The organism is Flavobacterium pallidum (assembly GCF_003097535.1).
Classification (GTDB): Bacteria; Bacteroidota; Bacteroidia; order Flavobacteriales; family Flavobacteriaceae; genus Flavobacterium; species Flavobacterium pallidum.
Genome location: NZ_CP029187.1, coordinates 3,132,514 through 3,157,045, shown reverse-complemented (window position 1 = coordinate 3,157,045; position 24,532 = coordinate 3,132,514). Strand labels below are relative to the sequence as shown.

30 protein-coding genes are annotated in these 24,532 nt (G+C 40.3%); 6 read left to right on the top strand and 24 right to left on the bottom strand.

What is annotated here, in order from left to right:
- Nucleotides 1-30: 30 nt before the first annotated feature.
- The 12 genes from HYN49_RS13195 to HYN49_RS13140 form a co-directional block, all read right to left on the bottom strand.
- Nucleotides 31-1,494, bottom strand: coding sequence for an AAA family ATPase (locus HYN49_RS13195; RefSeq protein ID WP_108904550.1), 1,464 nt, complete (start codon nucleotides 1,492-1,494; stop codon nucleotides 31-33).
- Between the two features lie 110 nt (nucleotides 1,495-1,604).
- On the bottom strand, nucleotides 1,605-2,723 hold the full coding sequence (locus HYN49_RS13190) for a vWA domain-containing protein (RefSeq protein WP_108904549.1): 1,119 nt from the start codon (nucleotides 2,721-2,723) through the stop codon (nucleotides 1,605-1,607).
- A 168-nt stretch (nucleotides 2,724-2,891) separates the two neighbouring features.
- A complete protein-coding gene (locus HYN49_RS13185; protein WP_108904548.1) occupies nucleotides 2,892-3,365 on the bottom strand; it encodes a hypothetical protein in 474 nt (157 codons plus the stop codon).
- A 223-nt stretch (nucleotides 3,366-3,588) separates the two neighbouring features.
- The gene (locus HYN49_RS13180) at nucleotides 3,589-3,915 is read right to left on the bottom strand and encodes a hypothetical protein (protein ID WP_146185106.1); all 327 of its coding nucleotides are present in this window, start codon (nucleotides 3,913-3,915) and stop codon (nucleotides 3,589-3,591) included.
- 249 nt (nucleotides 3,916-4,164) lie between these two features.
- Nucleotides 4,165-4,518 carry an Arm DNA-binding domain-containing protein gene (locus HYN49_RS13175; protein ID WP_108904546.1) on the bottom strand — a complete coding sequence of 118 codons (354 nt, stop codon included), beginning with the start codon at nucleotides 4,516-4,518 and terminating at the stop codon, nucleotides 4,165-4,167.
- A 451-nt stretch (nucleotides 4,519-4,969) separates the two neighbouring features.
- Nucleotides 4,970-6,505: a cryptochrome/photolyase family protein gene (locus HYN49_RS13170; protein ID WP_108904545.1), complete on the bottom strand. Its 1,536-nt coding sequence runs from the start codon at nucleotides 6,503-6,505 to the stop codon at nucleotides 4,970-4,972.
- Nucleotides 6,489-6,653 carry a DUF2256 domain-containing protein gene (locus HYN49_RS13165; RefSeq protein WP_108904544.1) on the bottom strand — a complete coding sequence of 55 codons (165 nt, stop codon included), beginning with the start codon at nucleotides 6,651-6,653 and terminating at the stop codon, nucleotides 6,489-6,491. The genes HYN49_RS13170 and HYN49_RS13165 overlap by 17 nt, the downstream gene beginning before the upstream one ends.
- Nucleotides 6,654-6,762: 109 nt before the next feature.
- On the bottom strand, nucleotides 6,763-7,128 hold the full coding sequence (locus tag HYN49_RS13160) for a hypothetical protein (protein WP_108904543.1): 366 nt from the start codon (nucleotides 7,126-7,128) through the stop codon (nucleotides 6,763-6,765).
- Nucleotides 7,112-7,618 (bottom strand): DoxX family protein, encoded by a 507-nt coding sequence (locus HYN49_RS13155; RefSeq protein ID WP_108904542.1) that lies wholly within the window; start codon nucleotides 7,616-7,618, stop codon nucleotides 7,112-7,114. Before HYN49_RS13155 ends, HYN49_RS13160 begins: the two co-directional genes overlap by 17 nt.
- A gap of 148 nt (nucleotides 7,619-7,766) precedes the next feature.
- Nucleotides 7,767-8,306, bottom strand: coding sequence for a GIN domain-containing protein (locus HYN49_RS13150; protein WP_146185105.1), 540 nt, complete (start codon nucleotides 8,304-8,306; stop codon nucleotides 7,767-7,769).
- Between the two features lie 92 nt (nucleotides 8,307-8,398).
- On the bottom strand, nucleotides 8,399-9,604 hold the full coding sequence (locus HYN49_RS13145) for a helix-turn-helix domain-containing protein (protein WP_108904540.1): 1,206 nt from the start codon (nucleotides 9,602-9,604) through the stop codon (nucleotides 8,399-8,401).
- Between the two features lie 60 nt (nucleotides 9,605-9,664).
- Nucleotides 9,665-9,955, bottom strand: coding sequence for a TIGR03643 family protein (locus HYN49_RS13140; RefSeq protein ID WP_108904539.1), 291 nt, complete (start codon nucleotides 9,953-9,955; stop codon nucleotides 9,665-9,667).
- 78 nt (nucleotides 9,956-10,033) lie between these two features.
- Here HYN49_RS13140 and folE point away from each other — a divergent pair, with 78 nt between their 5' ends.
- Together folE and HYN49_RS13130 are read left to right on the top strand one after the other, a co-directional pair.
- A complete protein-coding gene (folE, locus tag HYN49_RS13135) occupies nucleotides 10,034-10,633 on the top strand; it encodes a GTP cyclohydrolase I FolE (protein ID WP_108904538.1) in 600 nt (199 codons plus the stop codon).
- A 6-nt stretch (nucleotides 10,634-10,639) separates the two neighbouring features.
- The gene (locus tag HYN49_RS13130) at nucleotides 10,640-12,064 is read left to right on the top strand and encodes an SDR family oxidoreductase (RefSeq protein WP_108904537.1); all 1,425 of its coding nucleotides are present in this window, start codon (nucleotides 10,640-10,642) and stop codon (nucleotides 12,062-12,064) included.
- A gap of 56 nt (nucleotides 12,065-12,120) precedes the next feature.
- Here HYN49_RS13130 and HYN49_RS13125 read toward each other — a convergent pair whose 3' ends face one another.
- The 5 genes from HYN49_RS13125 to HYN49_RS13105 form a co-directional block, all read right to left on the bottom strand.
- Nucleotides 12,121-12,738 carry a chromophore lyase CpcT/CpeT gene (locus HYN49_RS13125; protein WP_108904536.1) on the bottom strand — a complete coding sequence of 206 codons (618 nt, stop codon included), beginning with the start codon at nucleotides 12,736-12,738 and terminating at the stop codon, nucleotides 12,121-12,123.
- 247 nt (nucleotides 12,739-12,985) lie between these two features.
- Nucleotides 12,986-13,372 (bottom strand): VOC family protein, encoded by a 387-nt coding sequence (locus tag HYN49_RS13120; RefSeq protein WP_108904535.1) that lies wholly within the window; start codon nucleotides 13,370-13,372, stop codon nucleotides 12,986-12,988.
- An 18-nt stretch (nucleotides 13,373-13,390) separates the two neighbouring features.
- The gene (locus tag HYN49_RS13115) at nucleotides 13,391-13,807 is read right to left on the bottom strand and encodes a hypothetical protein (protein ID WP_108904534.1); all 417 of its coding nucleotides are present in this window, start codon (nucleotides 13,805-13,807) and stop codon (nucleotides 13,391-13,393) included.
- A 10-nt stretch (nucleotides 13,808-13,817) separates the two neighbouring features.
- Complete coding sequence (locus HYN49_RS13110) at nucleotides 13,818-14,171, bottom strand: YciI family protein (RefSeq protein WP_108904533.1); 354 nt, start codon at nucleotides 14,169-14,171, stop codon at nucleotides 13,818-13,820.
- Between the two features lie 76 nt (nucleotides 14,172-14,247).
- Nucleotides 14,248-14,817, bottom strand: a complete 570-nt coding sequence (locus HYN49_RS13105; protein WP_108904532.1) for a Crp/Fnr family transcriptional regulator — start codon at nucleotides 14,815-14,817, stop codon at nucleotides 14,248-14,250.
- A 116-nt stretch (nucleotides 14,818-14,933) separates the two neighbouring features.
- On the opposite strand from HYN49_RS13105, the gene HYN49_RS13100 reads away from it, so the two are divergent.
- The 3 genes from HYN49_RS13100 (at nucleotide 14,934) to HYN49_RS13090 (ending at nucleotide 17,693) form a co-directional block, all read left to right on the top strand.
- Nucleotides 14,934-16,031 (top strand): FAD-binding domain-containing protein, encoded by a 1,098-nt coding sequence (locus HYN49_RS13100; RefSeq protein ID WP_108904531.1) that lies wholly within the window; start codon nucleotides 14,934-14,936, stop codon nucleotides 16,029-16,031.
- A gap of 204 nt (nucleotides 16,032-16,235) precedes the next feature.
- Nucleotides 16,236-16,703 (top strand): SDR family NAD(P)-dependent oxidoreductase, encoded by a 468-nt coding sequence (locus tag HYN49_RS13095; protein ID WP_219928750.1) that lies wholly within the window; start codon nucleotides 16,236-16,238, stop codon nucleotides 16,701-16,703.
- Nucleotides 16,704-16,796: 93 nt separating this feature from the next.
- Nucleotides 16,797-17,693 carry a MerR family transcriptional regulator gene (locus HYN49_RS13090; protein ID WP_108904530.1) on the top strand — a complete coding sequence of 299 codons (897 nt, stop codon included), beginning with the start codon at nucleotides 16,797-16,799 and terminating at the stop codon, nucleotides 17,691-17,693.
- A 7-nt stretch (nucleotides 17,694-17,700) separates the two neighbouring features.
- Here HYN49_RS13090 and HYN49_RS13085 read toward each other — a convergent pair whose 3' ends face one another.
- The 4 genes from HYN49_RS13085 to HYN49_RS13070 all read right to left on the bottom strand — a co-directional run bounded on the left by HYN49_RS13085 (nucleotide 17,701) and on the right by HYN49_RS13070 (nucleotide 20,045).
- Nucleotides 17,701-18,411 carry an SDR family NAD(P)-dependent oxidoreductase gene (locus HYN49_RS13085; RefSeq protein ID WP_108904529.1) on the bottom strand — a complete coding sequence of 237 codons (711 nt, stop codon included), beginning with the start codon at nucleotides 18,409-18,411 and terminating at the stop codon, nucleotides 17,701-17,703.
- 126 nt (nucleotides 18,412-18,537) lie between these two features.
- On the bottom strand, nucleotides 18,538-18,891 hold the full coding sequence (locus HYN49_RS13080; RefSeq protein WP_108904528.1) for a DUF4260 domain-containing protein: 354 nt from the start codon (nucleotides 18,889-18,891) through the stop codon (nucleotides 18,538-18,540).
- Nucleotides 18,892-18,955: 64 nt separating this feature from the next.
- On the bottom strand, nucleotides 18,956-19,528 hold the full coding sequence (locus HYN49_RS13075; RefSeq protein WP_108904527.1) for a Crp/Fnr family transcriptional regulator: 573 nt from the start codon (nucleotides 19,526-19,528) through the stop codon (nucleotides 18,956-18,958).
- Nucleotides 19,529-19,541: 13 nt separating this feature from the next.
- Complete coding sequence (locus HYN49_RS13070; RefSeq protein ID WP_108904526.1) at nucleotides 19,542-20,045, bottom strand: hypothetical protein; 504 nt, start codon at nucleotides 20,043-20,045, stop codon at nucleotides 19,542-19,544.
- 551 nt (nucleotides 20,046-20,596) lie between these two features.
- On the opposite strand from HYN49_RS13070, the gene HYN49_RS13065 reads away from it, so the two are divergent.
- The gene (locus HYN49_RS13065) at nucleotides 20,597-21,952 is read left to right on the top strand and encodes a PAS domain S-box protein (RefSeq protein WP_108904525.1); all 1,356 of its coding nucleotides are present in this window, start codon (nucleotides 20,597-20,599) and stop codon (nucleotides 21,950-21,952) included.
- A 207-nt stretch (nucleotides 21,953-22,159) separates the two neighbouring features.
- Here HYN49_RS13065 and HYN49_RS13060 read toward each other — a convergent pair whose 3' ends face one another.
- The 3 genes from HYN49_RS13060 to HYN49_RS13050 form a co-directional block, all read right to left on the bottom strand.
- Nucleotides 22,160-23,023, bottom strand: coding sequence for a hypothetical protein (locus HYN49_RS13060; RefSeq protein WP_108904524.1), 864 nt, complete (start codon nucleotides 23,021-23,023; stop codon nucleotides 22,160-22,162).
- Nucleotides 23,024-23,285: 262 nt separating this feature from the next.
- Nucleotides 23,286-23,690: a response regulator gene (locus HYN49_RS13055; RefSeq protein WP_108904523.1), complete on the bottom strand. Its 405-nt coding sequence runs from the start codon at nucleotides 23,688-23,690 to the stop codon at nucleotides 23,286-23,288.
- Nucleotides 23,691-23,732: 42 nt separating this feature from the next.
- Complete coding sequence (locus HYN49_RS13050; RefSeq protein WP_108904522.1) at nucleotides 23,733-24,488, bottom strand: LytR/AlgR family response regulator transcription factor; 756 nt, start codon at nucleotides 24,486-24,488, stop codon at nucleotides 23,733-23,735.
- Nucleotides 24,489-24,532 lie beyond the last annotated feature (44 nt).

Sequence of the window (24,532 nt, the reverse complement as noted above, 5' to 3'; positions counted from 1 at the left end):
AAAGGTCATTTCCGCTTCTTATAAATTGTTTTATAGCTTATTAATATAATTACTGTACAAATCCTTGAACTGATACCCCACTGCAATCCTGTCTTTGCTCAATTTATCATATTCCACCAACCCCCAGAGCAGAAATTCCTTGAAGAAATACTTTTCTTCGGGCAGGCAGTCTGGGTGGTATTTCTGAACTAATGCTTCTAATGGCGCTAAGGCATCCAATTGTTGTTTGTAGGTTTCATCGGTTGCATCGTCGAGTAGCTCGAACCCCGTTTCTGTAAAAAACCATTCCAGCAATGGAGCATACGGACTCGCAGTGGCATCGCGTTCGAGCTTTTCAATTTTAGGGAAATAACCAGGGAACAGCGTATGGATAGCATCGCTTATCAGATGCTGCGCCACTACAGCAGCGCCTTCCTGTTCGCCTTCGTACACGAGTTCCACTTTTCCGGTAATCGACGGGATGATACCCATAAAGTCAGACAGGCGTACCGTTGTGGTGTCGGTTCCTGCCAGCAACGCGCGGCGTTCTGCGGTACTGACCAGGTTTTGATAGGCGGTGATGCTCATACGCGCACTGACGCCGCTTTTAGCATCAATATATTCGCTGTCGCGTGCTTCAAAACTGATTTGTTCCAATAAGTCTTTAGCCAGGGCAGGTACCAAAACGGCTCCTTCCTGTTGTGCATCGAGCCTGGCTTCCTGCTGCGTAATGCTGCGGGCGACCGCCAGCGTTTCAGGATAATGTGTCAGGATTTGGGAACCGATACGGTCTTTCAAAGGGGTAACAATGCTCCCGCGGTTCGTATAATCTTCAGGATTTGCAGTGAAAACAAATTGCATGTCCAATGGCATCCTGATTTTAAATCCACGGATCTGCACATCGCCTTCCTGCAGGATATTAAACAGCGCGACCTGGATACGCGCCTGCAGATCGGGCAATTCATTGATTACAAAGATGCAACGGTTCGCTCTTGGAATCATACCGAAATGAATCACCCGGTCATCAGCATAGGATAATTTCAGGTTAGAAGCTTTAATGGGGTCAACGTCCCCAATAAGATCGGCTACCGTGACATCAGGTGTCGCCAGTTTTTCAAAAAATCGGTCAGTGCGGTGCACCCAGGCAATGGGGGTGGCATCACCCTTTTCGGCGATGAGGTCTTTGGCAAAGCGCGAAATGGGTTCAAGAGGATCGTCATTAATTTCAGAGCCTTCAACTATGGGAATGTATTCGTCAAGCAATCCAATCATTTTACGGGCCAGTCTCGTTTTCGCCTGACCCCTTAGCCCCAATAAGTTGATGTTATGGCGTGATAAGATGGCTCGCTCGAGTTCAGGGATAACCGTATTTTCAAAACCATACACGCCTTCAAATACGGGCTGCCCTGATTTTATCCTGAGGCGAAGGTTATCGCGCAGTTCGTCTTTGATGCTTTTGGAGGTATAGCCTGATTGTTTTAATGATCCGAGTGTGGTGGCGTTTTCTGTTTTCATTTTTTTAACCGCTGGTTTTTTTATTGAACCGCAAAGGGCGCTAAGTTTTTACGCAAGGTTCGCTAAGTTTTTATATTTATTTTTCTTTTGATATTGTGATATTCCAATAATCAGTTAATCTTCTTCTTCCGGTTCGTTTCATAATCCTCAAAGATCATTTCCCCGAGCCCTTTGAGTCCGGTGTAGAACGCCTTCCCCTGGTTCGCTTCAGTAAACTTATTGACAAACTGCTGCAGGTACGGGTCGCTGGCAATCATAAAAGTGGTAATCGGGATGTGCAACTTCCGGGCTTGTGCCGCCTGATTGTAGCATTGCTCTGTGATGTATTCGTCGAGGCCATTGCTGTTCATGTAATAGGTGCCGTCTTTTTCGCGCACACAACTGGGTTTGCCATCAGTAATCATAAAAATCTGCTTATTGGTGTTGCGTTTCCTGCGCAGCATATCCATCGCCAATTGCAAACCTGCTACGGTATTGGTATGGTAAGGCCCGACTCTAAGGTACGGCAGATCTTTGATTGCAATCGGCCACGCATCATTGCCAAAGACCAGGATATCAAGGGTGTCTTTTGGGTAGCGCGTGGTAATCAGCTCAGCCAAAGCCATGGCCACTTTTTTGGCGGGGGTAATCCGGTCTTCGCCATACAGGATCATACTGTGGCTGATGTCGATCATCAGGATCGTACTCATCTGGGCTTTGTACTGCGCATCTTCGACCACCAGGTCGTTTTCAGTGAGCTGAAACTGATCCATGCCATTATTGATTTGTGCGTTGCGCAGGCTCTCGGTTACCGATATGCTGTCTAAGGCATCCCCGAAGGCATAGGCCCTGAACTCCCCGGTCAGTTCATCGCCGCTGCTGGAATACTTCGTGCTGTGATTCCCCCTGCCGGATTTATTGAGGTTGCCAAAAATCTGGTCCAGTGCCTGTTGCCGGATCGCCCGTTCCGTCTTCGCAGTAATACCGGTACCTGAAGTGCCATCGTCTTTAAGCACTTCGCGGATGTATCCTTTTTTCTTTAAATCTTCAATAAAATCATCAATGGTATATGCGGCGTCAGTAAGTTTATACTCCTCGTCCAATTGCCGCAGCCAATCGATTGCCTCATCGAAATCACCGGAAGTATGGGGGATAAGCTCTTTAAAAATGCCAAACAGTTTGTCGAAAGGCGACAGCAGTGGCGCTTCAAACGGCTTGAAGAAAAATCCTTTTTTAGTATGCTGTTCCATAGCCAATAAAATTATCTTATAAACTTAAGAACCTTTACCGAACGAATGTTAATTCTTTCGTAAATAAGAGAATAATTTCATTCTAAAAATAAATGGATTAGCGGCTGCTGGCAGATAATGGGCTGCTTGCTTCATCTTGCATCTGCGCTTGGGTCTGTGAAAACGCTGTTATTTGATGTTGCAAATGCAATAAATTTCTTCTCTCCATTTCTCTAATTCTTTTTGTAATAGAAAAAGTAATTTTTCCGACTCGTTTTCTGCTACAATTTTCTTAGTCAAAATTCCAATGCTACAATTATGTGATTTGCCATTTTGATTTATAACAAAATGTTCTCTTTTAGAATCTTCCATAAAAGTATCTGCATAATTTTGCTTCAAAACTATATCTTGAGCTCTTAATTTTATAATCAAATCTTTTATTTTTTGCGGAATTTCAGATTCAATTACTGATTCACATCTTTCTGATTTCAAATAATAGTTCAAATCGATTTTGCTTGCATAATATATGTCAATAAAAATGCCGATACTTAGCAAACGTTCAGTCCAGCCATCAGAATATAAATATGAAAGGACGTATTCTTCTGCTAAAATAAAGTTCCCAGACGAATCAAATTTTTGGACATCTGTTTGTTTGAATGTCATTTTTTTCAGGTTGGTCAGCAATATCACATAACGTCCGGCGGCTTGCGGCGCCTGTTCGCTGCGCTCGGTTTGTTTCAGCTGGGCATTTGGAACTGAGTACTCTCGGCTGGACAGGACGAAATTATGGAAAAAGGCGGTTCATTTTACAAGAGAAGCAGCAATTTCTACGGCAGTCGCTGCGCTCGTGTGCGTGAAACCGCTGTTTTGCGAAGGCTTAATTAAATTATTTTTGAGCTTGTCCTATATATTTTTCCACAAATTCTTTTGCGTCTCTGATATTAGTTGGATAATCTGCGTATCCTGAAAAACACATTACTCCATTTTTCAGTTCTACATTTTTATAGATATGCTGATATTTAAAGCCATTTTCAATTAGATATTTTACTACTTCCCATTCTTGGATATTTTCTTTTTTAGGCGGCTTGAATCTATGTGGAAAAAGTAACATTGGCTTCCCACATTCCGAGCATGGATATTTCAAATCTGATCCAGAATCAAATTCTCGATTTAAGCTAATACGGCAATCTAAACATACTTTTTTATGGCCCATATTTGTGTTGTTAGTACTTCAAAGCTTTCGCACAACGTCCGGCGGCTTGCTGCGCCTGTTCGCTTTGCTCGGGTCACGTCAGTTGCGGCTTTTGGAACTGAGTATTCTCGGCTGGACGAAACGAAGTTATGGAAAAAGGCGGCTTATTTTACAAAGTGAGCAGCAATTCCTACTGCAGTCGCTGCGTTCGTGTGTGTAAAACCGCAGTTATCGACAGCTTTTGATCAAGGAAAATCTAGAACGAAGGTCTTACAATTTTCCCGTATCTTTTCGCATAATTGTGCGTTTCTGTTCTTCAATTCCCAAAAATTTATTCTTGAAGATTTCAGGAGTTACTGTTCTATCGGTTTTAAGCAAAACACTTTCAATACTGTACACTTTGATTTTCATTGATTCAAGGTGAGTATTAATTGAACAGGCTTCGACTGAATTGCCTTTCATTCTGCCAGATTGGGATGACCATTTTGCTGGTTCGGTGTTCGTTCCGGTTGAAAAATCCATCCGCGTTCCATCGATCGTAACTCTGAGGTAAATTGGAACTGTGCCGTTTTTAGATGCTTTTGCACTCTTTACGTAAAAGAGAATTGAAATCTTGTTTGCCATAGTGTGGTGACTTTTGGTGGTTACTAAATTTAAATTCTGATTTAGAAAACCACAAGATGTTCATTTTCTGAACCCGTTGCTGTACAAGCTCTCGCGAGGAATTCGGGGTCATTTTTTGAGGTATTTTAATGACCCCGAATTTGACCCCGAATACATTGTTATTTATTAGTCCGTTTCGATATGCTGTAAATGAAAAATGCCCGTAAATCCATAGATTTACGGGCATTTACTTTACTTTGATGTAAAGGTTGTGGAGTTTAATATACAATTATCGAACTTTCGGGTGGCCGATTTGGAGTTATTATTAGTATAAAGCAGGCCTTAAAAAAGTCCTCTATTTTTTCTTATGAATGTACCGGAAATCAAAATACGGCAATAACTAAGTCTTGGTTTAAAATGAAGCGGAACAACGCAGTTACATTTGTTAAAATCGTAACCATGTTTGAAACATTTATAATAAGTTTACATTTTTCAAATAGTATTGGGCCTGCTCAATCAAAGCAACTTTTTCCTGTGGTTTCATCTTATCCCAAATTTTATAAACCATACTTACCCTTGTGTTTTTAGAAAGCTTTTCCTTATTGGTGTCATAAAAATTCCAATACAGGCTGTTGAAAGGACAGGCGCCGGGGCCGGTTCTTTTAGACTTGTCATAAAAACAGGTACCACAATAATGGCTCATTTTATCGATGTATGTCGCCGAACTGACATAGGGCTTCGTCCCGATAATGCCACCATCGGCAAACTGGCTCATGCCTCTGGTGTTTGTAATTTCAACCCATTCTATGGCGTCGATATAAATACCCAGATACCAGTCGTCAACCTGATCCGGATCAACCCCTGCAAGTAGTGCGAAATTCCCGGTAATCATCAGGCGTTGTATATGGTGGGCATAAGAATAAGTGAGGGATTGTGTAATCGCTTCACGAAGGCAATGCATTTTTGTTTTGCCGGTCCAGAACCATTCCGGTAAGTTATTGCTATGGCTAAAGTAATTCAGTTGCGAAAATTCAGGCATTTTCATCCAGTAGATGCCACGCATGTACTCCCGCCAGCCCAGTATCTGCCTTACAAAACCTTCTAACTGGTGGAGTTCAATCTCATCAGGTCGTTTTTGCCATTCGGTTATGGCGGCATCAACAACTTCAGAAGGAGAAATCATCTTCGTATTCATTGAAAAAGAAAGCCTTGAATGGTAAATCGACCATTCTCCGGGAGCCATAGCGTCCTGAAATGACCCGAACAGCGGTAAACAATTTTCTGTAAAATAGTTTAATAGTTGAAGCGATTCCGTCCTGGTCGTCGGCCAGATGAAATGATGTGCGTCTACCGTTCCCATCGTGGAGATGTCATTTTTCTGTATTTCAGATACTATACCCGAAACATCTTTATCAAAAACCAACGGTTTTGGCGGAGTATGGCCTTTAGGCAACTTTTTCCTGTTATCGCTGTCGAAATTCCATTGTCCACCCACAGGCTGACTATCAAATACCAGGATATTATTTTTTTTGCGCATCGCACGGTAGAACGTTTCCATTACATATTGGGTTTTCCCCTTGAAAAAGTCAGCAAGTTCTTCACGGGTAGTATAAAAGTGTTCCGTATCGGCGGAATCAGAAGTTATGGCCAGGGACTTGCAAAAATTTCTGAGCGCTATGTCAATCCGATATTCGTCAGGAAGCTGGTATTCAAAGTGGCAAATCTCTTTTTCTGCAATAACTTTCAGGATATTGGCTTCAAAAGTCTGTTGATTTCCGGCATCACCGAGTTTAATGTAAATCACATTATGCCCGGCAGTTTTCAACCAATCTGCAAAGTTTCTCATTGCGAAAAAAAACGCTGTAATTTTTTGAATATGATGTGTGGTATAATCCGTTTCAGAACGAATTTCCATCATCAGGTAGGTTGTGCAATCGTCCAAAGACCTGAACCAGGAATGCTCATAATTCAATTGATCTCCGAGTATCAGCCTAAGCTTTTGAGGCATCTTCTTTTGTGTTTTTTAATTTACGGCACCTGTCACTGCAATACTTTACTTCGTCCCAGACTTTTTCCCATTTCTTACGCCATGAGAACGGACGTTGGCAGCATAGGCAGATTTTTGAAGGAAGTTCCGATTTTTTCACCGCTTTCATAAGTGCTTTCGTTTGTATAAAATTAGGCGATTAGAAATGATTCAGACCTTCAACAATTACTAAATTAATAACAGCTGGTTTTGTTTACGGCAACTACGCATTGCATACTTTACTTTGGCTGGTTGAACACCGCAACATATTTCACGGTATCATTTTCATGGAGGCTGACTTTTCTGTTAGAGGCATCCTTTAATTCGAATTCACCATTGACCGTAAATTTAATTTCAGTATTCAGATAACCCGTTTTGGTGGTGACATAAGCTTTGTATAAGTTGTCTTTTGTATCCAGTTTCATCGGAAAATCACTTTCCCAGTTCAGTGGTTTGTCATTGCCCCTTATACCAACGGTGCGAACATCATCGATTGCTCTTGTATCAAGGCAATACAGTACGGTTTTATCGTAAGTTTTTTGTACGCAGCTGCACATAAAAATTGTAAACACTATAGCAATTGTAACTTTAAATAGGATTTTCATTTGCAATTGTTTTGGAGGTTAATAAATAATCGATGCCGATCTTTCCTGAACCTAAGATGGCAGTGAACAGCACTACCCATAAGAATCCCATTCCGGGAAGCTTGTTCCAGAGATCCTCGCCGCCATGTTGTACAAATGTTGCGACGTACATCGTGCAGATCAGCAAAAATGACACTATTCGGGTTTGGAAGCCGAAAATCAACAAAAGGCCTCCAACAGCTTCACTAAACGCGCCCATCCACGCAAAGAACACAGGGAAAGTGGCAAAAATACCTCCGAACGCGGCAACATCATTGGGAAACCAAAATGCCGTTTCAAATAAACCGAGATTATTTTCAGCAGGGGACCATGGCATTCCGAATTTGGCTGCGCCGAAGTCTGACGTTAGCATATAGCCACAGGCAATTCTGGGAATAGCCAATAAGATATGTTGCCATAGATAAGGCAACGGCAAGGGTTTAGTCAACCGTATGAATAAAATTCTGATCATTTTAATTTATCCTTTAGTGTTACTGTGAATGAATTTGCCGTTCCCTGATCGATACCCGTTTTTTGGAAAAGCGGCAGTTCCAATATTGACAATATCTCCATTTCCTGAGCCTGTCGCGCTTATTTGATCACTCACACAAACTGAAACGTCACCATTTCCCGGCAGAGTTTACAATTGCTGTTTTGGACGTCAGTTTTTTAGCATCAATATTCCCATTTCCGGTATGCACCACGTCCAGTTTGTCTACCTGTCCCGATATAATTGCATTTCCATTGGAAACATTTTCAATACGAAAATAACGACCTTTAATATTGCGAATGTTGATGTCAGCATTACCATCCTGTCGAATGACAGAAGCTTCAGGCATAGTAATTTTGATTTTAATGTTTGTGTTTTCAATGTAAAGCTGGTTGTTGCGATTTCCTGAAAAACTGATTTTGAGCAAATGTTCTTTTTCGTCTTTGCTCACATCCAACAGGTTTTCGAGATTGTCATCTATATCAACTTGTATAGACCAAGTCTTGCCAACTTCAATATCGATTTTGCCATTCAGGTCGTTAAAGTTGATTTTGTCAAAGTCCCTGAAATCATAATTTTTAGAAATGATTTTCCCTGAACCGTTAATCTGCGCAAAGCTTGCAACGGAGAGCAACACACTCCATAGTGCTGCGGTAATTTTTGTTTTCATGATCATGTGAATAAGCGTTATTAATGATGCAAAATTGCAGCATCAACAATTGTCAATCGCCCCATATCATGATTTGAGACAAATTTCTCAGTTTATAAGTCGGCAATATAATCCTTCGGAGACTTTCCGGTATGTTTTTTAAACGCCCTGTTAAAAGTGGCTTTTGAGTTGAAGCCGCAATCGAATGCGATACCGAGAAGTGTGGTATTTTTATGTAAGCCCTGTTCAAGACATTTCACGACAGCCTCGGTCCGGTATTGGTTGATCAGGTCATTGAAGTTAAGTCCGAATCCCTGATTAACCACTTTTGATGTGATTGAAATATTTATAGAGAGCCTTTTGGCTACATCTGATAAAGTCAGCTCAGGATTCTTGTACAATTCCTCTTCTTTCAGCAGAAATTCCATCTTCAATATCCATTCTTTCAAGTCAGGAGTGATTTCCTTTTTAATTATATCCGCTTCAATTTCAATAATATTTTCCGATTCACGGACATTGCTTTCAGATAGCAATACGACCGGTCCGGAATCAAATGGAGACAGCCTGAAATGTATTTTTGAAATGACCGGATTGGCATAGGCTGTTATCGCTATATAATACATCACCACTGAGAAGGCAAGGAAGTACCACCAACTTCCTGCATACGTTCTTATTTCCGGTAAAAAATAGGCCAGCACATCAAAGGCGATGGGCAACAATGTCAATATCAGGAATGAGATAAGATATTTTTTTATCCAATCAAAAAGTATGCTTTCGGCGAAACTGGTTACCTGAAAAATTAAAACCCTGTAGATATTGTAATACCTGATGCTCAGCACGAGGTACAATACCATAGAGCCAAACCCTGAATACTGGTACCAGGCATCAAAATCCTTGTCAGTGCCGTCAGCATAGAAATAATTACAATTGACAATAAAATAGTCATACACCCAAATCCATAAATTCCATAAAAGAAAAATGACAGCCGGCAGAAAATGCAATGAAGCCATTTTTGTAAGCCGGAAATTTGGATTCAGCAGGCTTTGCGTATAAAAATAAATTAAAGGACCAAATAAATACAATTGCTGAAAGGGCACATAAAAAAGTATATCGCGGTACGGCTGATTGTCATACCAGCCTGCAAATCCGAGCATCCAGGGCGCAATATAAAGACTGCAAACCAAGATGAATACACTTAACCAATAGTTGGATTTGTCGCCTGATTTGGAACCTTTTCGCAAAAGCAAAATACTGTATAGTATTCCCTGTGAAAATGTGATTAATAGTAGCGAACTGTAGAATCCAAACTGAAACAGCATGAGTATTTTTTTTTAGTCAATCAAATATAATCAATAGGCGGAAATGAGAATCCGCACTAATTACCGTCTTTTAGAAATCTTGTTTTGTGATATGCTTCTTTGTGCACTGCTTTTAAATCTGTCGATTCCGTTAGGTCTTTTCAAAGTGTGCTTTGTGCAACAGTTTTCTACCCGTTGCCTCCACAGTATGTAACTTTTGAGTTTCAATTTTGACTTCATCAATTTTTTGACTTCGGCTTCATTAAGACCAAATTGATATTTTATGGCGTCAAAAGGTGTTCGGTCTTCCCACGCCATTTCAATGATACGGTCAATTTGTATTTCCGAAAAATTGGCTTCGATTGTATTCATTAATTATAATGTAAGTTGTAAAATTAACAATTGTTCTAATAATTTTGTTTTACCTTCAACAAAAATAATAATTTAAAAATGAGCGGTTACAAAAAAGTTGATCAATACGATGAAAAAGCGACGGAGGAATTAGCAGGAAATGTAAAAAGTGTACTTGAAATTTTAGGGGAAGACATCAATAGGGAAGGGCTTCAAAAAACACCCGAACGGGCAGCTAAAGCCTACCAGTTTCTCACGCAGGGTTATGATGTAAATCCACTGGAAATATTAAAGGCGGCCCTTTTCGAAGAAGATCATAAACAAATGGTGGTTGTTAAGAATATTGAGGTGTACTCCATGTGCGAGCATCACCTGCTGCCTTTTTTCGGTAAAGTTCACGTTGCTTACATTCCTAATGGCAAAATCGTAGGCTTAAGCAAAATTCCAAGAATAGTGGAAGCATTTGCGAGAAGGTTTCAGGTGCAGGAACGGCTCACGGATCAAATAAAAGAATGTATCCAGACTGCACTGGAACCTCATGGTGTCGCTGTAGTTATGGAATGCCAGCACATGTGCATGCAGATGCGGGGCATACAGAAACAAAACAGTGTAACGACCACTTCATCTTTCAATGGAGCTTTCGAGGAAGATAGGACCCGGAAGGAATTCATTAGCTTAATTTCGAATAAATTGAACTAGAAGGTTATGCGGATTTTGCTCACAGGTGCCAATGGTTATGTAGGAAAAAGGCTTTTGCCGGAATTGCTGCAACTCGGACATGAAGTTGTTTGTTGTGTCCGTAATGCCGACAGGCTGGGCCTTGATGAAGTGACGCTGTCAAAAATCAGTATTTGGGAAAATGATTTCCTCGACGAACCCGATTTTGAGACCCTGCCCGCAAAATTTGATGCAGCCTATTACCTGATACATTCCATGAGTGCTTCGATGGATAATTTTGATGATCTTGAAGCACGTTCAGCCAGGAATTTTAATGCCTACGCCGCTGTTATTGGTATTACCCAGGTTGTATTCCTTAGCGGGATTATAAACGACTCCGTATTATCAAAACACCTGCAGTCCCGCAGTAATGTTGAAGCCATTTTATATGAGGGAGATTTTAAGCTTACGGTGTTGCGCGCCGGCATCATAGTGGGTTCCGGCAGTTCTTCATTTGAAATCATCCGGGACCTTTGTGAGAAGCTTCCGGTAATGATCACGCCCAAATGGGTATTGACCAGAACACAGCCTATTGCTATCCGTGATGTAATGCAATATCTTATTGGCGTACTTCTTAATAAAGAATGCTATAACGATTCTTTCGATGTCGCTGGTCCAAATATATTAACCTATCGGGAAATGCTTTTGCTTTACGCCAAAACCCGGAAAATCAGGCTCTGGATCGTCACTGTTCCTGTAATGACACCAAAGCTTTCTTCATACTGGCTTTATTTTGTCACTTCAACGTCATATAAACTGGCTTCAAATCTGGTTGAAAGTATGAAAATGGAGGTGGTAGCGAAAGACAAGCGTTTGCAGCATATCCTGGGGATACATCCAATTTCCTATGTGGATGCGATTAAACTTGCTTTTATCAAAATTGAGCAAAACCTTGTTATATCCAGTTGGAAAGACAGCCTGTCCAGCAGCGGGAAACATAACGATTTAAAAGGATATATCCAGGTGCCGGTGTTCGGCTGCGTAAAAGATAAAAAATCAATTACTGTTGCTGATGTTGAGAAGACCCTGGATAATATCTTCTCCATAGGAGGTGAGAAGGGATGGTATTACGGTAACTGGATGTGGCAGGTTCGCGGTCATCTTGATAAAGCTTTCGGTGGCGTAGGACTGCGTCGCGGGCGGACACACCCCACGCAAATCCATGCAGGCGATTCACTCGATTTCTGGAGGGTACTTTTAGCAGACCGCAAAGGAAAAAGGCTATTGCTATTTGCTGAGATGAAGCTTCCGGGTGAAGCGTGGCTGGAGTTTTCGATAGATGAAAATAACGTCCTGCATCAGGTCGCGACATTCAGGCCACGGGGTTTGTGGGGGCGGCTATATTGGTACAGCATGCTGCCTTTTCATTTTTTTATTTTTGGAGGAATGATCAAAAAAATTGCAGATGTTTAAAAAATAGCCAAATCAGTTTTTGTAACCGATTTGGCTATGAATAGGGTATTAGGCAATTATATCTTGTCGAAAATATACCCCGCTTTTTCAGCACCCCAGACCTGCTTGCCGTCTTTGTCAAATCCCTGATCCCATGAAATGATCTGATTTGGTAATACAGTAACTTTTGAAGTGGCATAACTGGCGCCGCGAAGTTCACTTGGGCAAGTCTTGTCTCCGGTCTGGCCTGAAAATTTATTTTTCTCAATACGTTTTAAGATTACTTCACACCCGGGTTTTAATTCAATTTCAGTTTCGGTAAGTTTTTGAAATGCTGCAGGGTCATTCCACTTTCCAATCCAGTCTTTTTCATTTTTTAAAGTGTAAATTTCACTTACAAATTCATTTTCTCCACGCTGCGTAATTTTATATATTCTAACGCGATAAGGTTTATCCTGTCGCTTGCTCAACGCCTGTTCCACATACAAATAATGACCTTTATCTTTCCATATCGGGACCATACGCAATGAGATATTGAAGTAACTCGTGTCAACAGCGGCTTGCTTTTCAGAAGAATAGGTTCCCTGCATGATCGATACCAGTTCATCAAGCCACGCTTTATTTTTAAAATTTCCAGTTTGTGCGTTCGCAGTAAGTGACGCAAAGAAGACGAATAGGAGGACGGTTTTTTTCATTTTGATTTAATTTATGTGGTTATTATAATGAATTGTTGAATGCGTACTAACAAAAAAAGCCTTTCAAATATGAAAGGCTTACATTTTCGATGTAGAAAAAAAGTTTATCTTTTTGCCATTTCATATAATGAATCTCCTATGCAACACATCGTGTGGCAGGCAGTTATCATCATATTATGGCCATTGTTTTTCATTACAGTATAAAAGTATAGACTTAATTCTAAATAATCAAAAGAAAGTCATAATATTATTTCACAGAGTGCAAACCAATCATATTGCCCTCTGTATCAATAAAGAACGCCATATTTCCCGTGTCTGGGTTAATGTTAGTTTTGGGCATCGCTACTTTTCCACCGGCAGTTTCTATACGATCAAGCACTATTTGCAGGTCAGGGTTTCCATTAAGATAAATAATTGACCCTTCTGTGCTCGGTTTGTGATTTGGACTTTTAACAAGTGCGCCACCAGATTTTGGGTTCTTCGAGGGAAATAATACCATTTCCATATCCATCATTTCAATGGGTTGCATGTTTATTTCAAATAACTTTTCATAAAAGCTTTTTGCCCTTTGCACATCTGTAACCGGGATTTCAAACCAGTTCAATGCATTCGTTGTTTCGCTTAATTTTTCCATTTATTAATTTTTTAAAGTTTAGTTAATTATCCTGTTGTCTTTGGCTACGTATTTTGCAAATGCCAGCAGTGCGCCGGTTACCATGATGTTCCTGAAAAAATTCACCATTTCAAGTTCTTTTTCCCTTTCCAAACCGGCCATCATATTTGCTGTTCCCAGTTCATGACCGAGGGTTCTTGGAAGATGAACAATAAAGGCCATCAGCATAACATACAATGCCATCAAAACATAAGCAAGTTTGTCATATTTGCCAATTACGGCGCTTACGATAAAAAGCAGTATGCAAACTAAAGTGAAGTAATTCCAAAAGTAAGGGAACGGAATATAATCAGGTACAAATGCGGCACCTGCTTCGGGTTTTCCAAGATGTAAACCCACATACAATAGGAAAGATAATGGAAAGATATATCTTCCCGAGTTTAAGATTTTGTCCATAACCGTAATTTTAATTGGTTGGAAATGGAATAAGTGGGCGGATTTCAACAGAACTTTCCGGGTATTTGAGAATAGGGCATGTTTTACTCCATTCCTGAACCTCTTCCATATTCTCTGATTTGCAGATCAGAAAACCGGAGACCAGGACGTTGTCATTTTCTTTATGAGGCCCGGTATGTATGCCATTGTTGCTCACTACGGAAGCCTCATATTGTATGGGAGCGGTATGTACCAATTTACCCTGCATGGCGATATTGCCAATCCAAGATTGCCACCTGGGCATGTCTTCCGCCATGTTTTGGGTTGTTGCCAGATAGCCATTTTCAGCACTGGCATTGCGAAATAATAATAAATACTCGGTCATTTTTAAAAATTTTAATGTGAATGATTAAACAAAATTCATCAATAAAATTTCTGTGGACGATGACAAAAGTCTATGATTATAATTTGGATTTCAAGCGGCTGAAAACATCCTTATTAATCCCAAGATAAGATGCGATGAGCTTTCCGGAAAGCCTTGACATTAGCATTGGTCGGTATTCCATAAGCCATTTTATCCTTTCGAGTGATGTGAGTGCAACAAATGTGTTGATGCGATACACTGAATTTGCATATGACGCTTCAAGAATTTGTTTATAGACTTTATCGAACTGAGGAACGGTTTGCATCATTGCCTGAAAATGCGGTCTGTCTATGGCAAATAAATCGGAATGCTCCACTGCCCTTATATTTTCTGTAGCGGGATTGCCACTTCCAAAGCTTAATAATTCTGAACACCAGTTATCTTCCATAATGATGTCACGGGTTGTTTCATTACCTTCATTATCATAAGTATAAACCTGAAGGCAGCCGGAAGCCACAAAATAAACATCACTGCATACATCTCCCTGCCTTAGCAGCTCTTCATTCCTTTTAGCCTTAATATGCCTGAATGTTTCCAAAACCGTTTCGAGGTTTTCGATATCGTTGCCCAAACGGCTAATGATGTGCTGACGTAAAGTATCTATCATATAACTGCAAATTAGTTATAAAAATATTTGCCAAATGTATAACAAGTTTTAAATTTTGTCTAATCATTTTGTAAAATGGTTAGACAATTTAGTAAATTTACACAAGATATGTAAGTATGGCAAGTGGCAATTCAGGTTTGCGGAAGGTTATTGAACTGATTGAAGCCATCAATCCGGAACTTTATTCTCAAACCAGAAATTATACAAACGGGGTTGTAACAGGATTGTCACCGTACATCTCGAGAGGCGTTATATCAACCAGATATGTTTTCGAACAGTTGCTTGAAAGATACGATTATCAATCCTGCAGAAAATTAATACAGGAGTTGCTATGGAGGGATTACTTCCAACGCTTACAACAACATAATCAGGAACTGCATACAAAAGCAATTAAAATTGATTGCCAGGGATTTACCCGAAAAGGTATCCCGCTTGCCATATTGCATGGGAAGACAGGTATTGAAGCGGTTGATGAAGCGATTTCCAATCTCTACCTTACAGGTCGTATGCACAATCACATGCGGCTTTACGTAGCTTCTTTGTGTTGTTCTGTCGGGCAATGTCATTTTAGCATTCCCGGACAATGGCTTTATTATCATCTACTCGACGCTGATGTGGCCAGCAATTTTGGAAGTTGGCAATGGGTATCAGGTAATATTACGGGTAAGGCCTATTATGCAAATCAGGAAAATATAAACCTATTTACCAATGTAATTCAACATGATACTATTATTGACATGCCTTATGAGGAATTAAAAACGATTCAAATCCCGGAAAAGCTGCACGAAATCTGTATCCCTGAATTGGAAACGATTTTTCCTGAAACGATGGACCCGGTCATCACAAACAACACAGTATTGCTTTACACACTTTATAACATGGATCCGTTGTGGCATGAAGACTTTGAAGCTGACAGGATACTTGTTCTGGAACCAGGTCATTTTAAAAAATTTCCGATAGGGGAGAATTTAGTCAGATTTATACTGTCGATTGCTGTAGGTATAAAAGGCATTCAATTGTATCGCGGTGAGCTCAATGATTTGGTCAAAAAATATCCTTATGTCGATTTTGTGGCTAAAGAACATCCGCTTTTTCGTCACTGGAATGTCCGGTTTGACTCCCGTGACTGGATTGTCCCTGAAATTACAGGTTTTTACAGCTCTTTTTCGAAATATTATAACGAATGCGAAAAAAAAATTACGCAATATGGCTAATAGAAAATATATAATAGCGGGCGGTACTAAAGGAGTCGGCCTCGAGATTGTCAAAAAGCTGGCTGCAGCGGGAAATGAAGTAATTGTCTTAAGCCGAACCGGATTTAACGGGCAAATGGATGGCAATATATCCCATTACCAATACGATTTCATGTCCGATAATCCATTTCCTGAAATAAATGGGCCGATTGATGGATTGGTATATTGTCCCGGGTCAATTATCTTAAAACCAATCAGCACGTTAAGACCCTTAGGCTCAATGCAATTGGTGCTTTCAATGTTATCAAAGCCTATAAGAGTAATTTGCAACAAGGCAATGATCCGGCGATTGTGCTGTTCAGTTCTGTAGCAGCAGGGAAGGGGATGCCTTTTCATACAGGTGTGTCGATGTCGAAAGGTGCGGTTGAAGGGTTAACACTCGCCCTGGCTGCGGAGTTGTCACCAAAAATCAGGGTAAACTGCATTGCACCGTCACTGACAGATACGTCACTTGCCGAACCATTGCTCAACAGCGAAGCCAAAAGGGTTTCAAACGCAGAGCGTCATCCCTTGAAACGTATTGGCATTGCCGATGGCATTGCTGATTTGGCCCTTTTCTTACTTGCAGAATCAAAATGGATGACCGGGCAGGTGATAGGGCTTAATGGAGGCTTAGGAACCATAATAAAATAAATGCTCAGGAATTCCTGAACGTGTGGAATCATAATTAGTATTTGTTTATATATTTAAATCGGTCATTACTTATCAATTTGATATTTATTACATATGCATGGAAATAATATTAAAACAGTATTTGCAATAGGAGATTTGGAAAACCTTTCCGGCATAAAAGCGCACACCATAAGGGTTTGGGAACGGCGCTACAACCTGTTGGAACCCATCCGAAGCGATTTAAATGTAAGGGCTTACGACATTGCCAACCTGCAAAAATTGTTAAATGTTGTATTGCTTATGAAATATGGCTTTAAGCCTTCCCGGATTTCGAAGATGAGTATCGATGAGATGGATTCGTTGGTTTGGCAGTCCTATTCAGAAAAGTATGATCGCAATCACATATCCCATCGTCTCAAATTGGCAATGATGACGTTTGATCAGCATTTGTTCATGGAAACTTATGAGCATCTTTTGAGTCATCGGTCATTCCGGCAGGTTTTCTTCGAATATTTCATACCGCTCTTAGAAGATATTGGTGTCTTATGGCAAACACGCACAATCACTCCTGCCCATGAGCACTTCATCAGTTATCTGATCAGGCTTAAAATATTGAACAATACGAATGCATTATTATCTAATGCGCCAAAAAGTGATAAGGTATATATTCTATTTCTTCCGGTTGGTGAAATTCACGAACTTGGGTTACTGTACCTTAATTATGAGCTCGTTGCACAGGGATTTAAGACAATCTATTTGGGAGAGAGTGTTCCGATAAATAGCCTGGAAAGCTTTAAAAGTGCATTTAAAGAAATTATTTATGTAGCCTACGCGACCGTAGCACCTTCAAAACATGCATTTAAGAAGTTTGTGTCAGAAGTTCACAGCAATATACTCACCCCTCAAAGTGAATTGTGGGTAGTCGGGGCGATGGTACACGATGAAGAGCCTCCGTTTTATCCGCAGATTAAGTTTTTTAATACTTTAAAGGACGCGTTGCATGAAATTTAAAGTTAATTTACCATTGTAAAACCTTACCATCCCTGAAAAAGCCTCCCGTAGGCCCATCGTCCGGCAATGTTGCAGCCCAAACTATCCCCGAAGCCCCTTCATTTACAGGTCTTGCACCCCATTCTGCCGTTCCTGGATAAGTAGCAACAAATCCGGGGCAGACCGAGTTTATTTTTATTTTGGAATGATTTATTTGTCCTGCAATTTTTACCGTAAGTCCATTTAAAGCTAATTTGGTCATACTGTAAACCGGCGCAATACTTTGATTGTTTGACAACCCGAAAATCGGATCTGAAAATGAACCGGCACCGCTGGAAACATTCACAATTCTTGCTGATCCACTTTCCTCGTGCAGTGGCATAAATGCCTTGATCACACGCAGTGCGCCAAAAAGATTTGTTTCAAAAGCCGATTTTGCAAATTCGATATTAATTTCAAGTGGTTGAGCCCCGGCATCGTAGTAGCCACCTGCGTTGTTGATTAATGCATCCAATTTTCCGTAATTCTCCCGGACATAACTTGCGGCATCTTTAATGCTTTCTTCGGATGTCACATCCAATTCCATTCCGCTGGCGTTTAATTCTCCGGCCAGTACACGGACTTTTGTGAAATCGCGTCCCGATATAATAACATTGTAGCCTAAATCCACCATTTGCATTGCTGTCTCGAAGCCTAAGCCTTCTCTTCTTGTAACACCTGTAATTAATGCAATTTTCATCTTTCTAAATTTATTTACATAAAATTAGCAAAGCGGTTTTTGTTCCAGGGTTGAACATTTATTAAATTTCATACCGGACATTATGAATTACAAATTAATATCTGATTGAAATTGAAATCCGTATGTTTATGACTTGCCAATATTGCCCAGATGCGTGTTATTGAAGCTATCATTATATTTTAATCCATACCCCCATATCCTGTCAAACGAAATGTGTGCAAAAAGTACTATTGCGGTAAGCTGCCAGTATATATTACCATTTGCAATCGCTATTACTGCAATAACTGATGCTAACAGGCGATGATGGAAAAAATTATATGTAAATGCACCAACCTTTCGAGAAATAAGGTAGCCCAACATTCCTATATCAGGCAGAAATAATAATCCGACAAACCACCACCATGATAAAGGCAATCTGCTGAACAAAAAAATACAAAGTCCAAATAGCCCAAGCTCCTCTGATTTCAATAAATTCTTCATTTCATTTGAATTAAAATTATAATTCAAATGTATGGCGACGAATTTTATGGGCACTTGATATAAATCAAGACTTGAGTCTTTTCCTTCGGATGCGGCTTAATGTTTCCGGAGTCATTCCCAACATTGACGCAAGGTACTGTAACGGCACCTGATTAAAGAGGTCTTTATTATTCGAAAAAAAGAAATCGTATCGCTCTTCAGCCGACATAGAAAGATGAATGAAAATGCGATCCTCCAGTATTGTAAAGCATTTTGCAATAAATAATTTTTCAAGTTGGTGCCATTTGGGAATGATATCTCCGATTCGATCATAGTCAACCCTGTCTATAGTATATAAAGTGCAATCTGTAAGCGCTTGTATTGTCCAACGTGCGGGTTGCTTAAACAGAAGGCTTGACAGATCAGTAACAAAATATCCCGGAGTAGAAATCCATTGCGTTACTTCTTTATCTTCGTTGCTTACGAAAATTCGCAACATACCTGATTGGATAAAACACAGTCTGTCACATACTTTGCCTGTATGTAGCAGATAATCTCCTTTTTTTACCTTTTCCGGTTGAAATAATACGCTGATCTGTGTAAGTTCTTCAGCATGAATTACACCAAAATACGTCTTTATACTTTGTTCAAGAGTCATCTGTAAGAGTTGCTTAAGAAGCCGCCGCTACCAATAATAACATCAGCTCATCGTCCGATCCCGTATTTTCAACAATAACCGGTTTAATAAGGTACCATAAAAGATAGTGAAACCAAACCGGATTATCGAAATCTTCCCGGATTTCCAAACCTGATTTTCCATTCAAGCTTTTTAAGCTATAAGTCAGCTGCAGTATATCATTTTTATAAAGGGACCATTCTGACAGTGGATTGTTTCCTATTTTAAGTGTGAAAGTTTCATTGTCAAACGTTAATGTATACGATCGGCCATACCAGTTTAAAGACTTTACCCAAAGTACTTCTTTACCAGCCTCATCACACAGTAAGATATCCGTTTTCCAGAATCCTTTCCTGTTTATTTTATATTGACTGTTTTTGAGCGTGATTATTGCCGTACAGGATTTTCCGGAATTAGAATCATTATAGACCCCGGCCTCGTTGCCGTTTCGGATTAAAGTGAAACTACCGTCCTTATTGTTTTTCCATAAATTTTCCATAATACTAATTTTTAATTGTTCTGATGATTAGTTTACGATTCATCAGTTTAGTTACCGGTTTCATATTATCCGAACATTAAATTAATGTTACATTATCAATCGTTATTTAATATAACCGAAATCCCGGGCAATATTCTTCATTAGGACGTCTTTAGTTGAATATATCATGGATAAAAGAAGATACTAGGTATTTTTATGAGACAAAAAGCATAAAAAGCCCATAAATACTAAGGGTTATGGGCTTTTTTTTACATTAAGTAAGAATTGTGGAGTCTAATATACAATTACCGAACTTTCCGGTGGAGGATTTAAAGTTGCTGGCCTTGGCTTTTGTATAAATGCTGCAGTCACAATTTGCTGGTCATCCCAATATGGTCTGTTTATTGCCGGATAAATGCATGTTCACGGCAGTTGGGTGTTCTGATATTTTTTTGCCATGTATTACAACAGCGAAAATACCGTGAGAATAAAATCCTTAAAAAGGCCATTGCTACTTCGAAAAACGATAATTTTGTAGACAGCGAATCGCCCCATTCCTTAACTGACAGAAAATGAAAAATTACGGACGGCTCTTTAATGAAAGTCCGGCGCCAATGTATATCTATGACGACCGCACCTATGACTTTTTAGCGGTTAATGATGCGACCCTTCATCAATATGGCTATAGCAGGGAAGAGTTCCTTTCTCTGAAAGTAACACAGATACGGCCATCACATACAATCGAATTTTTTATAAAAGCCAATGTCAATGTCCCTGACAGTTACTTTGATTTTGGTATGTGGCAGCATTGCCGAAAAAACGGCGATATATTTTATGTGCATATCTATGCGCACAGCACGAAGTTCAACGGCAGGAATGCAAAATCAGTCCTGGCAGTCGACATTGACCAGAAAGTACGCACCGAGATGGCAGTTGCCGAAAAGAGTGCCGAGATTCACGATATCCTCGAAAGTATCACGGACGGTTTTTATGCGCTCAACAGAAATTGGGAAATTACCTATTTCAACAAAACTGCAGAAAAGGTACTTGGCCGCAGGCGCGAAGAAGTAATCGGTAAAGACCTGTGGGATTCTTTTCCCCATTCCCGGGAAGGGAAATTCTACGAAGAGTATGAAAGAGCCATGACACATAGAATCAGTGTACATTTTGAAGAATTGTATGCCCCTCTTGGCGTTTGGGGATCTATGAACGTTTATCCTACCAAGGACGGCATCGCGGTTTATTTTGTGGACATCACAGAGCAGAAGAAAATCCAGCAAAAAATTGCGAATGACGAGCGCAGCCTGCGTGCTATTATCAATAACACCACCGATATTATTTGGTCTGTCGACCGCCAGAATAATATCATCAGTGCCAACGATGCTTTCTGGAAGCGCCTGGCATGGATTACCGGTAAAACGGATGGTACTGTAAACGAAGCGGATTTCAATCAGGAGCGCTTTTTAAGGTGGCAGGACTATTTTAAAAGGGCCTTCGAAGGGGAAGCGTATAAAATAGTCGTTGAAGATCTTTACGACGGGAAGGAAATATTTGAAGAAATCAGCTTTAACCCTATATGCGATATTAATGATGAAATCATAGGAATCAGCTGCTTTTCGAGAGATATCACCACGCAACACCTTTACCTTAAAAGGATTGAAAGGCAGAATGCGAAATTCAGGGAAATAGCATGGTCGCAATCGCATGAGGTCAGGGCGCCACTTTCCAGTATTATGGGATTAACGGCATTATTCAATTTTGAAGATATTACAGACCCTGAAAATAAAAAAATTTTAAGACTGATCAGTGATGCCTCCCAACAACTTGATGCCGTTATCAGAAAAATAAGCGCCAAAGCCTTGGAAACGGAGGGGATGACTGACGGTGTGGAATCTGCTTACGGCTGCCGGCCTGAAGGAATGGGATGAACGGCTCGCTGTGTACTGCCCTGACATTGAATCAACGCACATTGTAATCGGAACAATCGTACAAACTCTACCGGAGCACGGCATGCAGTTTTTTTAAATTAAGTTTTACAACCCGCGCCATCGGGTAGCAATGACGTGCAACTTCCATCTGCTGCAACTCGCATTACTACCCACCAAATTCAGATGGCAATCGGATAAAATGGGTAATCAATTCATGATTTTCTTTACGATAGTATGACCTTGTTTGTCTGCAACCTGAACAATCAAAAGTTGTCTGCCAGCCTCTAACTCTTCTGTTTGATAATAAGGACCATTTACATCACTGCGTTCTGAAAGCAATCTTCCCTGAAGATCGAATATCCTGACTGTATCGATGTTCTCAGGACTTTGTACAAATACTTTGCCTTCTTTAGCATAGACTCTTACATCTTTGGCAATACCAAATGTGCTGATTGCCAGATTGGCATTGGTGTATACGATTTCAAAACGGTCATTAAAAGTCCCGCTATCGCTGGTGAAATTGTAAGGGGTATTGTTAATGCTGCTCGTCGTACCGTTAAGTTTGTCTCTTAAGAGTATTTCCTGGCCTTCGGAAAATATGCCATCCGCATCAATAACAGAAATGATAAGATTCCCTGCCTGCAACGCTTTGAAGCCCAACGGCACTACGTCATCAGTTGTGAATGGCAGAGGACGGCCCTGGATGAGGTATGCATCTCCGTAAATCAAGGAATAAAATGCGCTGTCAGGGTTCCAGAAATTTACGCAATCGTAACCGGCATCTACCCCTAAAGTCGCACCGGGAACGTAACCTACCAAAATGGTAGTTACCAAATTGTCCGCCTCAAGTGTAAGCCAGATGCGATGTTTTTCAACCTCAGTAGTATCCGTTACGTTTACGCTGTTCAATGAATCTGTTGTCAGTGTTGGTGCATATCGGTTCGCAGTGTGAACCGAGTTCGATACTTTTATTCCCGATTGTGCCGCTGTGGCTATTGAAGAAGACAGAAAAGCGGACAGTACAAATGCAACACACAGCAGGCCGTTACCTTTTTTTGTAATTTTTTTCATGATATGGAGCGTTAAAGTGAGAATTATCTGCACCAATTCGTTGTATTGGTTAGGGTAAATGTCTGCCTTAATTCACAATAAAGAAGGGTAAAAGTAATATTCGCGCGTTACGGAGTATAACTGCGTGAAATAAGGTATAAGTACTTTTAGGTGGTCGGGCTGAGATTAAAAATGAACTGGTCTGTGTTCATTTCATTGTAAAATTGACCGGATAAATAAAAAGGGACAGAAGTAAATCGCATGCCGGGAGAACGGATGAAACTTAGTAAGTCCCGTCAGCAATCCTGTCCAGGAATTCCTTGGTAATGGGCTTTACCAGGAATACACCGGTATTGGGATCGACCTGCGAACGGACAATATCGGTGTCATCAATTGAAGAGGAAAGTATGTACACCCTGCAATGGTTTTTAAGCGATGGAGGCAGCATTGCATATTGATCCATAAAATCAAAACCCGACATCTCCGGCATGTATATGTCGACGAAAATCACCTGTGGCAGCTTTTCCGGATCATCCTGATTGTTTTGCAGGAACTGCAATGCTTCTGATGCAGAAGAGCATTCATTTACTTTTTCGGCGAACAGGTTGTTTATGATCATACGCGATCCAATGTACAAATCCACTGGATTATCATCAATAATCATAATTTGCTTAAACGGTGTTTTCATTTTATACGCTTTTGTAGTTCATGTCAGTTGATGGGAGGATTGCTATAGTTTCATGAATTTCTGGAATTCTTCCTGTCTTCGTGTCGCAACCGGAACGGTTAAACCAGCTGCAAATTCGCAAAAATAGCCATCTTTCTTTACAATCTGCTTCACATGTAAAAGATTCACGATGTAAGAATTGTGTACCCTGAAGAAGAAATTATCATCAAGGATTTTACTATACTCTCCAAGATTGCGGCTCGATGTGACTTTCCTGCCGTCTGAAAGATGAAACACAGTATATCTTCCGTCAGACTTGCAGAACAGGATATCCGACATCTGAAGCAATTCAATTTTGTCAAGTGATGATACTGCTACAAATCCTTTGGCGCTGTCACTGCTTCGGGAAACTTTTTCAACATTCTGGTTTTGTAAGGAGCGTTCCATTTCGATGCGCTTGATTACTTTGTACATCGCCATCATTATCACATTGAACCCGGCGGGTTTCAGTATAAAATCAACGGCATTATATGTAAATGCTTTTACGGCATCATAGTAATCCGTCGAAATTACGATGACTTTCGGGATATTAAATTCTTTCCTGCCTAATTGATTAAAAAAAAGGGTTGTATCGACTTTCCCGTCCAGGAATATCAGATCCGGTCTTTTCAGGTACGTAAGCGCAACGCCTTCATCAGCACCGTCTGCCACACCCGTAATCTGCAGGATTATCGCATTTTCTTTTTCAAAATTCCTGAGCATGGCAATACTTTCCGAATCTTTACTTACAATAATCGAGTTGATAGGCATTAAATTCATTCGATGTTTTTTATTAGTCAATCGATTAAAGGCAAAGTATTTTT

Bases quoted from the DNA above. Each gene is read 5' to 3' on its own strand.
- HYN49_RS13195 (WP_108904550.1), bottom strand. From the start codon at position 1,494: ATGAAAACAGAAAACGCCACCACACTCGGATCATTAAAACAATCAGGC.
- HYN49_RS13190 (WP_108904549.1), bottom strand. From the start codon at position 2,723: ATGGAACAGCATACTAAAAAAGGATTTTTCTTCAAGCCGTTTGAAGCG.
- HYN49_RS13185 (WP_108904548.1), bottom strand. From the start codon at position 3,365: ATGACATTCAAACAAACAGATGTCCAAAAATTTGATTCGTCTGGGAAC.
- HYN49_RS13180 (WP_146185106.1), bottom strand. From the start codon at position 3,915: ATGGGCCATAAAAAAGTATGTTTAGATTGCCGTATTAGCTTAAATCGA.
- HYN49_RS13175 (WP_108904546.1), bottom strand. From the start codon at position 4,518: ATGGCAAACAAGATTTCAATTCTCTTTTACGTAAAGAGTGCAAAAGCA.
- HYN49_RS13170 (WP_108904545.1), bottom strand. From the start codon at position 6,505: ATGCCTCAAAAGCTTAGGCTGATACTCGGAGATCAATTGAATTATGAG.
- HYN49_RS13165 (WP_108904544.1), bottom strand. From the start codon at position 6,653: ATGAAAGCGGTGAAAAAATCGGAACTTCCTTCAAAAATCTGCCTATGC.
- HYN49_RS13160 (WP_108904543.1), bottom strand. From the start codon at position 7,128: ATGAAAATCCTATTTAAAGTTACAATTGCTATAGTGTTTACAATTTTT.
- HYN49_RS13155 (WP_108904542.1), bottom strand. From the start codon at position 7,618: ATGATCAGAATTTTATTCATACGGTTGACTAAACCCTTGCCGTTGCCT.
- HYN49_RS13150 (WP_146185105.1), bottom strand. From the start codon at position 8,306: ATGAAAACAAAAATTACCGCAGCACTATGGAGTGTGTTGCTCTCCGTT.
- HYN49_RS13145 (WP_108904540.1), bottom strand. From the start codon at position 9,604: ATGCTGTTTCAGTTTGGATTCTACAGTTCGCTACTATTAATCACATTT.
- HYN49_RS13140 (WP_108904539.1), bottom strand. From the start codon at position 9,955: ATGAATACAATCGAAGCCAATTTTTCGGAAATACAAATTGACCGTATC.
- folE (WP_108904538.1), top strand. From the start codon at position 10,034: ATGAGCGGTTACAAAAAAGTTGATCAATACGATGAAAAAGCGACGGAG.
- HYN49_RS13130 (WP_108904537.1), top strand. From the start codon at position 10,640: ATGCGGATTTTGCTCACAGGTGCCAATGGTTATGTAGGAAAAAGGCTT.
- HYN49_RS13125 (WP_108904536.1), bottom strand. From the start codon at position 12,738: ATGAAAAAAACCGTCCTCCTATTCGTCTTCTTTGCGTCACTTACTGCG.
- HYN49_RS13120 (WP_108904535.1), bottom strand. From the start codon at position 13,372: ATGGAAAAATTAAGCGAAACAACGAATGCATTGAACTGGTTTGAAATC.
- HYN49_RS13115 (WP_108904534.1), bottom strand. From the start codon at position 13,807: ATGGACAAAATCTTAAACTCGGGAAGATATATCTTTCCATTATCTTTC.
- HYN49_RS13110 (WP_108904533.1), bottom strand. From the start codon at position 14,171: ATGACCGAGTATTTATTATTATTTCGCAATGCCAGTGCTGAAAATGGC.
- HYN49_RS13105 (WP_108904532.1), bottom strand. From the start codon at position 14,817: ATGATAGATACTTTACGTCAGCACATCATTAGCCGTTTGGGCAACGAT.
- HYN49_RS13100 (WP_108904531.1), top strand. From the start codon at position 14,934: ATGGCAAGTGGCAATTCAGGTTTGCGGAAGGTTATTGAACTGATTGAA.
- HYN49_RS13090 (WP_108904530.1), top strand. From the start codon at position 16,797: ATGCATGGAAATAATATTAAAACAGTATTTGCAATAGGAGATTTGGAA.
- HYN49_RS13085 (WP_108904529.1), bottom strand. From the start codon at position 18,411: ATGAAAATTGCATTAATTACAGGTGTTACAAGAAGAGAAGGCTTAGGC.
- HYN49_RS13080 (WP_108904528.1), bottom strand. From the start codon at position 18,891: ATGAAGAATTTATTGAAATCAGAGGAGCTTGGGCTATTTGGACTTTGT.
- HYN49_RS13075 (WP_108904527.1), bottom strand. From the start codon at position 19,528: ATGACTCTTGAACAAAGTATAAAGACGTATTTTGGTGTAATTCATGCT.
- HYN49_RS13070 (WP_108904526.1), bottom strand. From the start codon at position 20,045: ATGGAAAATTTATGGAAAAACAATAAGGACGGTAGTTTCACTTTAATC.
- HYN49_RS13065 (WP_108904525.1), top strand. From the start codon at position 20,597: ATGAAAAATTACGGACGGCTCTTTAATGAAAGTCCGGCGCCAATGTAT.
- HYN49_RS13060 (WP_108904524.1), bottom strand. From the start codon at position 23,023: ATGAAAAAAATTACAAAAAAAGGTAACGGCCTGCTGTGTGTTGCATTT.
- HYN49_RS13055 (WP_108904523.1), bottom strand. From the start codon at position 23,690: ATGAAAACACCGTTTAAGCAAATTATGATTATTGATGATAATCCAGTG.
- HYN49_RS13050 (WP_108904522.1), bottom strand. From the start codon at position 24,488: ATGAATTTAATGCCTATCAACTCGATTATTGTAAGTAAAGATTCGGAA.